Genomic DNA, 13,279 nt, shown 5'->3' with positions numbered 1-13,279 from the left:
AGTTCCTTGAGAACGACGGCAGTTCGGTGACAGAACCCGTCCTACCAGCGGCTTCCCGTGCTCGGCAGAGCGCACAGCGGCACCCAGAATGCGCCGTCCGGCTTCCTCGCTGAGAACACCTCGGTGCGCGTCCCGCGCCGACGGCACGGGACGCGTCGAGTGGGTCAGCCCGCCACGGCGGGGCTCGGGGTGGCGACCGGGACCGGGCCGGCCCCGCGTCGTCCGCCCTTCAGGAAGACCGCCGCTGTGGCCGCGGACAGGACCAGGATGCCGACCGCCCACCAGATGGCGGTGGCGTAGCCGTGTACGTTGGCCTGGCCGAGCAGGCGAGCGTCGTCGTGGTGGGCGACCAGCCAGGTGTGGGTGGAACTGGCGGCGATGGTGTTCAGCAGTGCGGTGCCGATGGAGCCACCGATCTGCTGGGCGGTGTTGAGCATCGCGGAGGCCACGCCCGCGTCGTCGGCCTCGACCCCTTCGGTGGCGAGGCTGGTGGCGGGCAGCAGCGCGGTCCCCATTCCCAGGCCCAGCAGGATCTGGGCGGGCAGCACCAGCGTGAGATAGGAGCTGTCCACCTTCAACTGGGTCAGCAGCGTCATACCGGCCGCGGCCACCATGAGTCCGGAGGTGATCAGCACCCGGGGTGACACCCGGGTCGTCAGCAGGGTGCCGATCTGGGTGGAGCCGGCGATCATGCCCACGATCATCGGCAGGAACGCCAGACCGGTGAGGACTGGGCTGTACCCCTTGATCGCCTGTAGGTAGTAGGTCAGGAAAAGGAACAGGCCGAACATCCCGATTATCGACAGCCCCAGGGAAAGATAGACACCAGCACGGTTACGTTCGGTGACCACTCTCAGGGGCAGCAGCGGCGACCCGGTCCGCGACTCCACGAGAACGAACACCGTCAGTAGAACCGCGGCGGCGACAAGCAACCCGACGGTGCCGCCCGCGCCCCAGCCGTCACTCGCGGCCCGGGAGAAGCCGTAGACCAGGCTGACCAGACCCATGGTGGCCAGCAGCACTCCCGGAATGTCCAACCGGTCTCGATTGCGCGCGTCGGTGGGCTCGTGGATCACGAGTATCGCGCCGAGCGCGCCCACCACGGCGAGGGGCGCGATGACGTACTGCGACCAGCGCCAGTCAAGGTACTGGGTGACCACTCCCCCGAGGACCAGTCCCATGCCGCCGCCGGCACCGGCGATCGCGCTGAAGACGCCGAAAGCCCTGGCACGTTCCCCGGTCCTGGTGAAGGTCACGGTGAGCAGCGACAGCGCCGCCGGGGCCACCAGCGCGCTGAATGCGCCTTGCAGTGCGCGGGCGGTCAGGAGCATGGCGGTGTTGACCGCAGCCCCGCCGAGCACCGAGGCCGCCGCGAAGCCCAACAGTCCGATGACGAACGTCCGCTTGCGGCCCGCCAGGTCAGCGATCCTTCCGCCCAGCAGTAGCAGGCCGCCGAAGGCCAGCGTGAAGGCGGTGATCACCCACTGGCGGTCACTGTCGGATATCCCCAGGTCCCGCTGGGCGGCGGGCAGTGCGATGTTCACGATGGTGCCGTCCAGCAGCACGGTCAGCTGAGCAAGGGCGATGAAGGCCAGTACGACCCACCGCATACGGGGTGAATCATTCTTTTCTGACATGACAGGTCCTGCGATCCTTGTGGAAGGGATGGGCGTCGCGTTCCGCGCGAGGCCGCCCGGTTCATCGAGCGTGATGGCGGCACCGGGCAGCGCCGAATGCCGCGAGCCGCCGGGGAGCGCATCGAGTAGCAGTTCCAGGTGCCGGTGGACGAAGCGGTCGAGCCGCTCCCTGGGCTCGATGAAACCGGGGTCGTCCTTGTCGACACCCTCGGGCAGCAGGGGGAACAGTGCGCCGATACGCTCGCCCGTCGCCGCGTGAACGAAGCGCCGTAGTGCCTCGAAGGGTTCACCGGCCAGCGCCGCCTCCGCCGCTTCGGCGGTGCGGGGCAGACCCCGGCCCAACCGTCCGGACCCCTGCAAGCCCTACCTGAAAAGCCGGTCTGCCGCAGGCTGCACGGACGGCACCCACCTACATCGCGAGCGGATCGCCGGGAAGCCTCCCGTCACCCGGTGCAAGCGCCGCCTCGTCCCCCGAGCGTGCGGCAGATCAACGGCTGGCACACCGGCCACACCTCGACCTGGGCGAAGGCGAGCGGACCGCGCTGAAGGAGCCCTGACCCGCCGCCCCGAACCGGATTCCGCCCCGGAACGCGTCCGGCGCTCCGGTGAGATTCACCTGCCGCCTCGGCTCCAACACTCCCCGTCTGGATCGACGCCGTCGCCGTCAGCCAATTGCCCGGCCTCATGGGCTCAACCCTCCACCTGCTCCGAGACCTCGACGACCTCGACGCGGTGCACTGGATCTACTGCGGTGCGAAGGGATCACGGGCGGCGGATGAGGGCGACACCGATCCACACGGCGGCGGGCGGCGCCGACCGCACGGTCAGAACATGGTGTTGTCGTTGCGGGAGGTCTCCGGGACCGGCTGGACGGCGTCCCAGTGTTCGACGATCTTTCCGTCGCGGACGCGGAAGAACTCGATGCAGGAGAAGCCGCGGTCGTCCGGGTTCAGCTTGAGGTGGTGGTGGACGGCGACGTAGTCACCTTCGGCGATGACCCGCTTGACGTCGATGGTCACCTCCGGGTTCCCGGCGAACAGTCCGGTGAACAGTTCTGTGGCAGCCGCGACGCCGTCGGCGTGCTGCGGGTTGTGGTCGATGAACGTGTCGACGGCGTACCGCTCGAAGACGGTCGGGTCCTTCTCGACGGCGAGTTCGTGGAACAGCGCCGTCACGAGCTTCTTGTTCGCGGCCGTGTCCGCGTCCGGGTCGGGCCGGCTGACGACCGGCTCGCTGATGGTGGTGAACAGGTCGTGGCCGCCCACGACGGTCTCCGGACCCGGCTGGATGACGTCCCAGTGCTCGACGATCCTGCCGTCCTCGACCCGGTAGATGTCGACGACCACGCTGGGGGTGGCGCCGGGCGCGGACGCCGACTCGGTGTGCAGCAGGACCAGGTCGCCTTCGGCCAGGACCCGGTGGGTGTTCTTCTGGAGATTCGGGAAGGTCTTCCGGAAGAAGGTGATGAAACCCTTGAGACCCTCGGGACCGTCGACACCCTGCGGGTTGTGGTTGGTGTACGTGGTGCCGACGAGTTCGTCGACCACGTCGAGGTTCCCATAGGTGAACAGTTGGTCGTAGAAGTGGGTGACCAGCTTCTTGTTCTCAGCGGACATGATGCTGACTCGCTTTCCATAGTTACGACTTGTGCGTAACCACATCATTGGTCACTGGTGGGTGGAACGGAAGAAGACACATTCATGTCAGCCACGCACACCGATGTGCCCACTCGTACGGCCCAGCGTGACCCCGAAGGCCGCACATTCGAGGTCGATCCCGTGGCCGTCGCACCCCCGGCGCTCCCTTTCCCGAACACGCTGTACTAGACGGTGCGGGGCCTGGTGGAGATCCGCTACGGCACCGGTCCCGCCGCCGTTACTCAGGACCGCGACCAGGCGACCGTGCCCCTGTGGGACGGCTCCACAGAACGTGCGGACCTGCCGGGCGGCGCCGGCGACATCCACTCCATCGTCCGTTCCTTGGTGTTCGGCCCCAAGGGCCTCTACCGCCAGGGCTTCGGGCACGTCGTGGCCGCCTGCGCCCTGGACGCGCCGCTTCCCGGAATGCAAGAAGGGGACACGGCGGTTGCCACCGGGCCAGGCCGCTCCGCGTGGATCAACAGCTACCGCTCCCCCGGTCGCCTTCCTTCTCTACCGCACTCCCTGACCGGCCGCCGAGATCCGCGAGCCTCCCGCGACCGCTCTGCGCCGAGTGTTCGCCGAGTTCGGCGGGGACGTCGTACCCGCGATGCTCGACGCGATGGACCGCGCGGAGTCCGTCCTGTTCGACCAGGTCGGCCAGATTCGCCTGAGCCGCTGGAGCCAGGGCCGGGCCGTGCTGGTCGGCGACTCCGTCTGGTGCATGACGCTCCACTCCGGCCAAGGGTCCGATATGGGGATTACCGGAGCCGAACCCCTGGCCCGCCTGCTCACCGAGGAGGACCGTCTGTCCGCTGCCCTCGACACCTGGGACCAGCGACTGCGTCCACTGGTCACCCGTCATCAGAAGGAAGCCCTGCGGATGCGTCACTTCTCGCGAGGACCGTCATGATCTGACGGCCGTACAGCCGACGGTGATGTCGGGAATCGTGCGGATCACCGGGTCGCGCTGCCGGCCGGACGGATTCGCAGGAGAGGACGCCACCGACGGGGTTTCCCGCTTCCTCCACACCCTGCTGGTGCGCCGGCCGCGCCTAGAACACGGCGTCACCGTGGACAGGTTGTACGACGTCCCAGTGCTCGACGACTTTGCCGTCCCGAACCCGGAAGATGTCCACGACGGCCGAGCCGGGATCGTGAGGGTTCGGCCGGAGGTGGTGGTGGAACGCGACGTAGTCGCCCTCGGCGATGACCCGCTGGACGCTGACGTTCAGTTCGGGGTTCGCGGCGAAGGCCCAGGCGAACTGGTCCTTGGCCGCTCCCGTGCCGTCGGGGGAGTGAGCCGTGTGCCGGTGGTAGGGGTCGGCGGCGTGGCGGTCGAAGGCGGTGACGTCACGGCCGGCGGTGACCTCGTGGAACAGGGCCTCGGCGATCCTCCTGCTCTCGGCCGTGGACGCACTCGGGTCCGGAGACTGCCTGCGCGGCGAACTCAGCGTGGAGAACATGTCGTTGCCGCTGGCGGTTCGGATCGGGACCCTCTGGGTGACCCCCCAGTGCTCGACGACCTTGCCGTCCCGCACCCGGTAGATGCTGACGATCGCCTGACCCGGGGTGCCGGGTTCGAGTACGGCGTGGGTGTGCAGCAGGACCAGGTCATCCTCGGCGATGGCACGTTCGACGGTGAGGCTCAGCCCGGGGTGGCCGGACCGGATGCCGGTGACGACGTTCCGTACGGCTGCGGGACCGTCGGCGAATCCTGGGCTGTGGTCGAGGTAATCGATGCCGACGAACTCGTCGACGGCGGCGAGGTTGCCGTGCCGGAACAGCTCCTCGTAGAAGTGGACGACCAGTTCCTTGTTCGCGGCGGTCATGTTTGCCTCTCCGTTCCTCACGTGGCCGTTCCCATCATGAGTTGGCGGCGGCAAAGGCCGTAAGGAGGCACTTCCCTGTCCGTCAGGCACATCAATGTGCCCGTCTCCGATCACTTGACGCTTCAAGTGACTTTCGACTTCAGTGGCACTTGACGGTTCAAGCGAACGACCGGAGGTGAGGTCATGACCGATACGGCACCGCACTGGCTGGACGCCGAGGAGAAGGCGACCTGGAGAGCGCTGACCGGCGTCCTGATCCGGCTGCCTGCCGCGCTCGACTCACAGCTCCGGCGGGACGCCGGGATCAGCCACTTCGAGTACCAGGTGCTCGCCGTCCTCACCGACGCCGGCCGGGAGAAGGCCGAGGCCACCGCTCCCGGCCACGTCGCCGAGGTCCGTCGGCTCGTGTTCACCCCGTAGACCAGGGTCCAGCAGTGCCACCTGTGCGATGCGGGCCGCCGTATCGACCACGCCATCAGCTCCGTCGTCCCCTGCCGGGACGACGGCTGACCACCGAGAGGTTCCCATGGTTTCCGTCGTCATCCCCGAGAAACCCGTAGGCGCGTACGACGCCTTTCTTCCCGGCGCTCTGGAACGCGCTCGCGTCCAGCGCGAGTGGACCCCCGCCGACGGTCCGCTCCCCGCGCTCTTCCTCAGCCACGGAGCACCTCCCACCTTCGATGACGGTCCCTGGCTGCACCAGTTCCTCGACTGGGCGCAGACCCTGCCGAAGCCGAAGGCGATCCTGATCGTCTCCGCGCACTGGGAGGACGCTCCGCTCGCGATATCCAGTCCCGCCGCCGGCACCCCGCTGGTCTACGACTTCGGCGGCTTCCCCCAGCGCTACTACCAGCTGCGCTACGACACCCCCGACGCGACGGAACTGGCACACCGCGTCGCCGCTGTCATGCCTGACGGTGAACCCCTCCACCAGCACACGTCGCGCGGCCTCGACCACGGTGCCTGGGTCCCGTTGATGGCGATGTACCCCACGGCCGACATCCCGGTCGTGCAGATGTCCATGCCCAGCCAGGACCCCATCCGGCTCATGGCCCTGGGACGCCGCCTCGCCGAACTGCGCGAGGAAGGCATCCTCGTCATCGGCTCCGGGTTCATGACCCACGGACTGCCGTTCCTCACCCAGGAGATGTTCACCGGAGGCGCCGTACCGTCCTGGTCCTCGGACTTCGACGCCTGGGTGGCCGACGCGCTGGCTCGCGGCGACGTCGACGAACTCGCCGCCTATGCCACCCGCGCACCCGGCATGCCGTACGCGCACCCCACCCCCGACCACTTCCTCCCCGTCTTCATCACCCTCGGCAGCGCCACCGACCCGCAGGCGCCGGTCCGCACCGGTATCGACGGGTTCACGATGGGGTGCGCCAAGCGCTCCTTCACGCTGGACTGATCCGATGCGAGCCTCGGAAAGGACCACGCTCGCCGCAGCGGCCGGAGCCTGGTCGTGTCTCGTCGAGAACGCACTCGACGGACTGGCGGTCGTCGACCAGGCCGGCCGGTTCCTCAGGGTGAACGACGTCGGCGCCGCTCTGTGCGGCTCACCGGCCGAGCGGCTGACCGGCCAGAAGGCACCGTTCGAGACCGCGCACGGCTTCTCGGCCGACCGGCTCGGACTGTTCGACGACGCTCCCGACGAACAGGTGTGCACCTGGACGACCCACGACGGAGACCGCCGGGAGTTCGCCTACCGCACCGGTCCCGTCCCTGGCGGGGAACCCGCGACGTTCGTGGCGTTCCGTGACGTGAGCGCGGAACGCCACCGCAGACGCCGCGTCGTCGCCATGGCCAGGACAGCCGCGAAACTCGCGTCGGACGGCTCGACCAGCGGCTCGATCACCGGCATCCTCGACGCGCTCGCCCGCGAGGTCCTGCGCGCGGACATGCTGGCCGCGGTGCAGATCATGACCCTCGACGAACCCGGCGAGAGCCTCCAGATCATGGGGACGGCGGGTTTCCCTCCCCGTGACGACTTCTTCGCGCTGATCATGGAGTGCCGCGAGCGCGGCGCCACCCTCCACATGATGGAGGCCATCGAGCTGGGCACACCGGTCGTCGTGCCCGACCGTGGCGGCAGTGTTCGTACCGACCCGGCCTGGGAACCGCTGCGTGACCACCTGGGTACCCCGGAGTGGGACTGGTTCGCGAGCGTTCCGCTGATCATCCGGGGCCGGGTGACCGGCGTCATGAACGCCTTCTTCGCTCCCGGCCAGACCGTGGGACGGCGCACGCTGGAGTTCCTGGAGGCGATGGCCGACCAGGCGGCCGTCGCCGTCGACTACGCGGCGCTGCTGCGCAACGAACGCGAACTGGCCCGGCGGGAGGAGCGCCGACGCCTCGCCGGCGACCTGCACGACTCGATCGTCCAGCAGGTGTTCTCCATCGCGATGCAGGCCAGTTCCCTGGCCGTGCTCGCCGCCGACGCCGACGCCGTCCCGGGCGAGGGCGTACGGCGGATCGCCGACGAGGTCGGAACCCTGTCCAGGACAGCGCTGACGGACCTGCGCGCGATGGTCCACGAACTGCGTCCCCCGCGTTTCACCGGACTCGGTCTGGAGGACAGCGTGCGCGCGTTCGTGGCGAGCACGTCGAACCGGACGGGACTGCGTTTCGACCTCGTCCTCGGTCCCGGCCTTGAACTGATCGCGGAGGGGACGGCGCAGGACGTGTACCGGATCGTGACGGAGGCCGTCCACAACGTGGTCAAGCACGCGCACGCCGGCACCGTGATCCTCCGCATCGGAGTACGGGACCACACGCTGGACGTGACTGTGACCGACGACGGGAGAGGCATGGACGCCGCACGCGCCGAGGACCCCGGACCCGACGGAGGATACGGACTGACCAGCATGCGGCAGCGCGCGGAACGCTGGGGTGGCACCCTCGACACCGGCCGGCACCAGGGTGCCGGCACGTCGGTCCGCGTGGTGATCCCCCTGCCTCTGGCCGTCTCCCCCGACCGTGTGACGGACCAGGTACAGGTCCTGCCGCTGGGAAAGGCACTCGGATGAGAGTCATGATCGTCGACGACCACGCGGTGGTGCGCCGGGGTATCCGCGCCTACCTGGAGGCGCTCGGTGAGTTCCAGGTCGTCGCGGAGGCCACCGACGGACGGCAGGCGCTCGACCGGCTGCGGGAGATGTCCACGCACGGCCGGCTGCCCGATGTCGTGCTCATCGACCTGCTGATGCCGGGGATGGACGGAGCGGAGGCGACCGCACGCATCACCCGTGACCACCCGGACGTCAAGGTCGTGGTCCTCACCGGCTTCGGCGAGATGGAACGCGTCCACACCGCGCTCGCCGGCGGAGCGTCCGGCTACCTCCTCAAGGACGCCGAACCCGACGAGGTCGTGGCGGCGCTGCGCGCGGCGGCACGCGGCGACGTCTTCCTGCACCCGTCGGTGGCGCGGGGACTGACCCAGGAGGTCGTGTCGCCGTCCACCGGACTCGGCGCGCTCACCGGCCGCGAACGCGACGTCCTCGCTCTCGTCGCGCGGGGACACTCCAACCAGCAGATCGCCGACGAACTCGTCATCAGCGAACGGACCGCACGCACCCACGTCAGCAACGTGCTGCGCAAGCTCCAGCTGACGTCCCGCACCCAGGCGGCTCTGGTCGCCGTCCGCCAGGGACTCGTTCCCCGATAGCGGTACGTCATTTGTCGCGTCGCGATCCGGACATGCGGTCGATGACCCGCCGGCCGCCGCCTCACTACCGTGAAAAGCGATCCCCACGTGCCTCGCGCACCCCTTTCGTCCAGGGAGCCAACATGACGGACCCCAACAGGCTTCAGCCGCCGTGGACCTATGTCTTCGACGGACCCGCCAGCCGCCGAGGACACCAGATGAACCGGCTGTTCATGTCGTTGCGGGAGGTGACCGCACGCGAGGAGTTCACCGGCGACGAAGCCGCCTACTGCGCGCGCTTCGGTCTCTCGGCGGACCAGACCCGAGCGGTTCTCGGACGCGACTGGCAGGCGATGCTCGACCTCGGCGGCAGCATCTTCTACGTCTACAAACTCGCTCTGCTGGACGGACGGTCCATGCAGTACCTCGGCGGCGTCTTCACCGGCACGTCCGAGACCGAGTTCAAGGCGGCGATGGCGGCGGGAGGACGGACCGATGTCTGAGGTGATCTGGGGACTCGCCACGTCGCACGTCCCTTCGATCGGCGCGGCCATGGACCGCGGCAGGACGGCCGACCCCGCGTGGTCCCCGCTCTTCGACGGCTACGCGCCGGCCCGGGAGTGGCTGGCACGGCACACACCGGACGTCGCGATCCTGATCTACAACGACCACGCCAACGGCGTCGACCTCGACATCGTCCCCACCTTCGCCCTCGGCACCGCCGAACGGTACGCGGTGGCCGACGAGGGGTTCGGCCGCCGTCCCGTCCCCGACGTCGTGGGAGACCCCGAGTTCTCCTTCCACCTCCTGGAACGGCTGATGGACGACGGCTTCGACCTCACCGTGTTCCAGGAACTCGACGTCGACCACGGCTTCACCGTCCCGCTGTCGGTGTGGACACCCGAGCCGGGAGACGCCTGGCCCTGTCCGGTGATCCCCCTGCTGGTCAACGTCATCCGCCACCCACAGCCGACCGCCGCACGCTGCTACGCGCTGGGTCAGGCGCTGGGGAGAGCGATCGCCTCCTACTCCGGTGCACGCACGGTCGGCATTCTCGGCACCGGCGGCATGTCCCACCAACTGGCCGGTGCTCGGGCCGGGTTCGTCAACCCGGACTTCGATCACGAATTCCTCGACGCCATCGCCGACGACCCGCACAAGCTGGCGTCGCTCAGCCGCGAGGACTATCTCCGCGAGGCCGGCTCCGAGGGGATCGAGCTGATCATGTGGCTCATCATGCGCGGCGCGCTGAACGAGCGGGTCCGTACTGTGCACACGGCGTATCACATCCCCGCCTCGAACACCGCCGCCGGCCTGGCACTGTTCGACAACCGAGGAGACTGACGCGCCGAAGTCTCAGCCCTCCCGCTGCCACTCGCGAGCGACGGTCAGCCGCAGCAGCCGCAGCTGTCCCCCCTCGCGGGTGAACACCGCGTGGTAGCGGCCGAACGCGGTGACGGCCGGCGGGTCCGTGTCGAGCGACCACCGCTGATACACGGCACGGCCCACGACACCGGGACCGTACGCGGAGAGCTCGACCTCGGCCTCGTGCAGGAGATGCAGGGTACGGCTGCCGGAGGCGAAGGCGGCGCGGTAGAGCGCGGCCAGTTCCCCGGTGCCGTGGTGCTCCGGGCCGCCGAAACCGACGGTGGCGTACCGCAGTTCGGCGAGGACGCCGTCCAGGTCCTGACCGTCGACGGCGCGCAGGTAGCGGACGAGGGTGTTGATCACCTCGTGCCGGGCATGGACCGCGCGCAGCTCGGCGGCCCGGTCGAGGGCACTCATCGAGGAGTGGAGGCAGGCACGTGCAGAGCCGCACCGAGATGGTCGAGCAACGCCGTGAGGTCCCGGGCGTCGACGGCCGCGCCGTACACGTAGAAGTCGGGCCGGATCAGCACGGCGACCGCGCCGAGCCGCGTCAGCCACGCCGTGTAGGCGCCGGTGACGTCCACGACCCGTCCCGCGCCCGGTTCGGTGTCCAGGGCGACGACCTGCCAGTGGAGGTCCGCCAGCAACGCGTTGTCCCGCGGGCGGAGTTCCTCGCGCAGTCGGGGATCGGCCAGCAGCAGAACACCTCCGGCGCCGATGACGTCGTCGGACAGTCCCCGGCGGTTCCCGTCGTCCACCTCGGCCTGGAGGGACAGCAGACCGCCCCCGGCGTCGTCACGGCGCAACCCCGCGCCCAGACGCGGCAGGGGACGTGGCGGTTGTTCGAGGCCGGCGGCGAGTTCGGCGCGCATCGTCTCGTCGCGCTGTTCGGCGGCGAACGGGTCGGTGAGGCAGATGACCCCTCCCAGGTCCATCGACGACTGGATGAAGTGCCGTACGTGCTCGGCGCGTTCGCTGCCGTAGGTGTCGAGGACGCTGTCGGCGGCGTGACCGTCGAGGACCAGTTCCAGTTTCCACGCGAGGTTGACGGCGTCGCGCAGACCGCTGCACATGCCCTGTCCGGCGAACGGCGGCATGAGGTGAGCGGCGTCGCCGGCCAGCAGCAGCCGTCCCTTGCGCCAGGTGTCGCACCAGCGTGCCTGGAACGTGTAGAGACTGTGCCGTTCGAGGCCGGCGTTGTCCGGAGTGATGTTCCAGGGAGCGAGCAGGCGCCATGCGGTCTTCTCGTCGGCGAGTTCGTCCGCCGTCTCACCCGGCAGCCGCATGAACTCGAAACGCCGGCGACCCGGTCCTCCCGGCACCAGGGTGGTAGGACGCTTCGGGTCGCACAGCTGCCAGGCGGCGGGGGAGAAGTCGAAGTCCTCCGCCGGAGCGCGCATCAGAAGGTCGACGACGAGCCAGTCGTGGAAGTAGCCGAGGTCGGTGACGGCCGGACCGATCCACGATCGGACCAGGCTGTTCGCGCCGTCCGCGCCGACCACGTAGCGTGCTGTGACCTCACGGTGCTCGCCGCTCGCGGACGCGAGTTCCAAGGTGACGCCGTCGGCGTCCTCGGAACGGGACACCGCTTCCCAGCCGCGCAGTACCGTGACCGGCTCCAGGTGTTCGACCTGTGTGTCGAGGAGCGTCTCCAGAGCCGGCTGGTGGAAGAAGTGGCTGACGTGCCATCCCGATGGCCCGAGCCCCCTCCAGTCCATGCGCAGCAGCGGCCGACGGCCGGCGTCCCGCCACTCGTAGAAGTCGTCGTAAGGGATGACGGAGTCGGTCACCGAGTCCGGTGGAATCCCGACCGACTGGAAGATGCGGCCGACCTCGTCGTCGAAGTGCACCGCGCGAGGCAACGGATAGGCGTGCGGCCGGCGTTCGATCACGACCACGCGTCTGCCGTGCCGGCCGAGCAGGAGTGCCAGCAGCCGGCCCACCGGACCGTAACCGATCACCGCCACGTCGGCCGTCGCTTCGTCCGTCCCTGTCATGGCGCCTTCCTCACGTCGGTGCATCGCGTCATGACGAGAACAGTAGGAACGGGTGCACCGGCCACCGAGACGTTTCCCGCACGGCCGAGGACGGTTCGCGCACACACCGTCCACCGGAGCGAAGAGGTGCCGCATGAACAGTGACGCGCAGGGCCGGACCGACGGACCCGACCTTCCGTTCCGAGCCTTCCTCGACGTGCCGAACGAGGTCACGGCCCCCGACTTCGGCCTGTTCCGGGACACCCTCAACCGGCACTTCTACCCGGCGCGGATCGACGCGCACGACCGGCGGGCCACCCCGCGGCGGCCGAGGATCAGCGCGGTCCATCTCGCGCTGACCACGATCGGGTACGTCCAGCCGGGGATCACCGCCAGTGTCGTCCCCGGAGAACTGCCCGCGTACCACGTGAACGTCGTTCTCACCGGCCGTGTCGTCTCCCGGAGCGGCGACCAGGAAGCGGTGGCCTCACCGGGAGTGGCGACCGTGTTCGGTCCCGGTCGGCACACCGCGCTGCCGCGGTGGGACGCCGACGCCGTCCAGCTCTCCATCAAGCTCAGCCGGACGCGGGTCGAGGAGGAACTGTCCGCACTCCTCGGCCGGCCGGTCGTCAGGCCCATCGACTTCCACCTGGCGTTCCCCGTCGGCGACGGTCCCGGCCGCCGGTGGACGGCGGTCCTCTCCGCACTCCTCCAGACCGTGCACCTTCCCGCCGACCCGGTGTACGGACACCACCAGGAACTCCTGGAACGCAGCCTGGTCACCGGTCTGCTGCTGTCCCAGCCGCACTCCTACACCGAGCAGCTCCTCGCCGGTACGCCACCCCCCGTGCACCACGGTGCTCTCGACCGGGTCGTCGAGGAGATCGAGCGCGCACCCGACCGCGGCTATACCGTCGCCGACCTGGCGAGGCTGGCGGGGACGAGTGCGCGCTCCCTCCAGTACGCCTTCCGCGAGCGCTATCAGGTCACCCCGATGCAGTTCGTGCGCCAGGTACGGCTCGATCGCGCGCACGACGACCTCGCGCAGGGGGCCGGGACCGTCGCCGACACCGCCGCGTACTGGGGGTTCACCAACCCCAGCCGCTTCGCGCGCGCCTACCGTGACCGGTTCGGAGAGTTCCCCGCCGCCACGCTGGCCGCCGCCAGGAGCCGAGGCCGTCGCTGA

General features: G+C 69.3%; 13 protein-coding genes. 8 read left to right on the top strand and 5 right to left on the bottom strand.

Translation table 11 applies throughout. The features are described 5' to 3' along the window. Window positions 1-164 precede the first annotated feature (164 nt). Together ABZX85_RS27620 and ABZX85_RS27615 are read right to left on the bottom strand one after the other, a co-directional pair. Window positions 165-1,637: an MFS transporter gene (locus ABZX85_RS27620; protein WP_355874158.1), complete on the bottom strand. Its 1,473-nt coding sequence runs from the start codon at window positions 1,635-1,637 to the stop codon at window positions 165-167. 824 nt (window positions 1,638-2,461) lie between these two features. Further along, window positions 2,462-3,253: a nuclear transport factor 2 family protein gene (locus ABZX85_RS27615; protein ID WP_355873893.1), complete on the bottom strand. Its 792-nt coding sequence runs from the start codon at window positions 3,251-3,253 to the stop codon at window positions 2,462-2,464. 595 nt (window positions 3,254-3,848) lie between these two features. Here ABZX85_RS27615 and ABZX85_RS27610 point away from each other — a divergent pair. Then, the gene (locus tag ABZX85_RS27610; RefSeq protein ID WP_355873891.1) at window positions 3,849-4,187 is read left to right on the top strand and encodes an FAD-dependent monooxygenase; all 339 of its coding nucleotides are present in this window, start codon (window positions 3,849-3,851) and stop codon (window positions 4,185-4,187) included. A gap of 142 nt (window positions 4,188-4,329) precedes the next feature. Here the strand turns inward: ABZX85_RS27610 and ABZX85_RS27605 are convergent, their stop codons facing one another. Continuing rightward, window positions 4,330-5,106, bottom strand: a complete 777-nt coding sequence (locus ABZX85_RS27605; RefSeq protein WP_355873888.1) for an ester cyclase — start codon at window positions 5,104-5,106, stop codon at window positions 4,330-4,332. A gap of 183 nt (window positions 5,107-5,289) precedes the next feature. Between ABZX85_RS27605 and ABZX85_RS27600 the strand changes: the two genes are divergently transcribed. The 6 genes from ABZX85_RS27600 to ABZX85_RS27575 all read left to right on the top strand — a co-directional run bounded on the left by ABZX85_RS27600 (window position 5,290) and on the right by ABZX85_RS27575 (window position 10,093). Then, window positions 5,290-5,526, top strand: coding sequence for a hypothetical protein (locus ABZX85_RS27600; RefSeq protein WP_355873886.1), 237 nt, complete (start codon window positions 5,290-5,292; stop codon window positions 5,524-5,526). A 106-nt stretch (window positions 5,527-5,632) separates the two neighbouring features. Continuing rightward, complete coding sequence (locus ABZX85_RS27595; RefSeq protein ID WP_355873883.1) at window positions 5,633-6,514, top strand: class III extradiol ring-cleavage dioxygenase; 882 nt, start codon at window positions 5,633-5,635, stop codon at window positions 6,512-6,514. 4 nt (window positions 6,515-6,518) lie between these two features. Then, the gene (locus ABZX85_RS27590) at window positions 6,519-8,132 is read left to right on the top strand and encodes a histidine kinase (protein WP_355873880.1); all 1,614 of its coding nucleotides are present in this window, start codon (window positions 6,519-6,521) and stop codon (window positions 8,130-8,132) included. Further along, window positions 8,129-8,770 carry a response regulator transcription factor gene (locus ABZX85_RS27585; RefSeq protein ID WP_355873877.1) on the top strand — a complete coding sequence of 214 codons (642 nt, stop codon included), beginning with the start codon at window positions 8,129-8,131 and terminating at the stop codon, window positions 8,768-8,770. The genes ABZX85_RS27590 and ABZX85_RS27585 overlap by 4 nt, the downstream gene beginning before the upstream one ends. Window positions 8,771-8,892: 122 nt before the next feature. Continuing rightward, window positions 8,893-9,252, top strand: a complete 360-nt coding sequence (locus ABZX85_RS27580; protein WP_355873875.1) for a protocatechuate 3,4-dioxygenase — start codon at window positions 8,893-8,895, stop codon at window positions 9,250-9,252. Continuing rightward, the gene (locus ABZX85_RS27575; RefSeq protein WP_355873872.1) at window positions 9,245-10,093 is read left to right on the top strand and encodes a class III extradiol dioxygenase subunit beta; all 849 of its coding nucleotides are present in this window, start codon (window positions 9,245-9,247) and stop codon (window positions 10,091-10,093) included. Before ABZX85_RS27580 ends, ABZX85_RS27575 begins: the two co-directional genes overlap by 8 nt. Before the next feature lie 12 nt (window positions 10,094-10,105). Here ABZX85_RS27575 and ABZX85_RS27570 read toward each other — a convergent pair whose 3' ends face one another. Further along, window positions 10,106-10,534 (bottom strand): nuclear transport factor 2 family protein, encoded by a 429-nt coding sequence (locus tag ABZX85_RS27570; protein WP_355873869.1) that lies wholly within the window; start codon window positions 10,532-10,534, stop codon window positions 10,106-10,108. Beyond that, window positions 10,531-12,114 carry a bifunctional 3-(3-hydroxy-phenyl)propionate/3-hydroxycinnamic acid hydroxylase gene (locus ABZX85_RS27565; RefSeq protein WP_355873866.1) on the bottom strand — a complete coding sequence of 528 codons (1,584 nt, stop codon included), beginning with the start codon at window positions 12,112-12,114 and terminating at the stop codon, window positions 10,531-10,533. Before ABZX85_RS27565 ends, ABZX85_RS27570 begins: the two co-directional genes overlap by 4 nt. Window positions 12,115-12,247: 133 nt before the next feature. Here ABZX85_RS27565 and ABZX85_RS27560 point away from each other — a divergent pair, with 133 nt between their 5' ends. Then, a complete protein-coding gene (locus ABZX85_RS27560) occupies window positions 12,248-13,279 on the top strand; it encodes an AraC family transcriptional regulator (RefSeq protein WP_355873863.1) in 1,032 nt (343 codons plus the stop codon).

Source organism: Streptomyces sp. NPDC004539 (assembly GCF_040610055.1).
GTDB lineage: Bacteria > Actinomycetota > Actinomycetes > Streptomycetales > Streptomycetaceae > Streptomyces.
The sequence above is the reverse complement of the archived record's forward strand: the minus strand, read 5'-3'. Positions and strand labels throughout refer to the sequence as shown.

What these genes read in the sequence shown, in the direction of transcription:
- ABZX85_RS27595 (WP_355873883.1), top strand. Translation starts at nt 5,633, where the DNA reads ATGGTTTCCGTCGTCATCCCCGAGAAACCCGTAGGCGCGTACGACGCC.
- ABZX85_RS27600 (WP_355873886.1), top strand. Translation starts at nt 5,290, where the DNA reads ATGACCGATACGGCACCGCACTGGCTGGACGCCGAGGAGAAGGCGACC.
- ABZX85_RS27615 (WP_355873893.1), bottom strand. Translation starts at nt 3,253, where the DNA reads ATGTCCGCTGAGAACAAGAAGCTGGTCACCCACTTCTACGACCAACTG.
- ABZX85_RS27605 (WP_355873888.1), bottom strand. Translation starts at nt 5,106, where the DNA reads ATGACCGCCGCGAACAAGGAACTGGTCGTCCACTTCTACGAGGAGCTG.
- ABZX85_RS27575 (WP_355873872.1), top strand. Translation starts at nt 9,245, where the DNA reads ATGTCTGAGGTGATCTGGGGACTCGCCACGTCGCACGTCCCTTCGATC.
- ABZX85_RS27580 (WP_355873875.1), top strand. Translation starts at nt 8,893, where the DNA reads ATGACGGACCCCAACAGGCTTCAGCCGCCGTGGACCTATGTCTTCGAC.
- ABZX85_RS27565 (WP_355873866.1), bottom strand. Translation starts at nt 12,114, where the DNA reads ATGACAGGGACGGACGAAGCGACGGCCGACGTGGCGGTGATCGGTTAC.
- ABZX85_RS27620 (WP_355874158.1), bottom strand. Translation starts at nt 1,637, where the DNA reads ATGTCAGAAAAGAATGATTCACCCCGTATGCGGTGGGTCGTACTGGCC.
- ABZX85_RS27590 (WP_355873880.1), top strand. Translation starts at nt 6,519, where the DNA reads ATGCGAGCCTCGGAAAGGACCACGCTCGCCGCAGCGGCCGGAGCCTGG.
- ABZX85_RS27570 (WP_355873869.1), bottom strand. Translation starts at nt 10,534, where the DNA reads ATGAGTGCCCTCGACCGGGCCGCCGAGCTGCGCGCGGTCCATGCCCGG.
- ABZX85_RS27585 (WP_355873877.1), top strand. Translation starts at nt 8,129, where the DNA reads ATGAGAGTCATGATCGTCGACGACCACGCGGTGGTGCGCCGGGGTATC.
- ABZX85_RS27560 (WP_355873863.1), top strand. Translation starts at nt 12,248, where the DNA reads ATGAACAGTGACGCGCAGGGCCGGACCGACGGACCCGACCTTCCGTTC.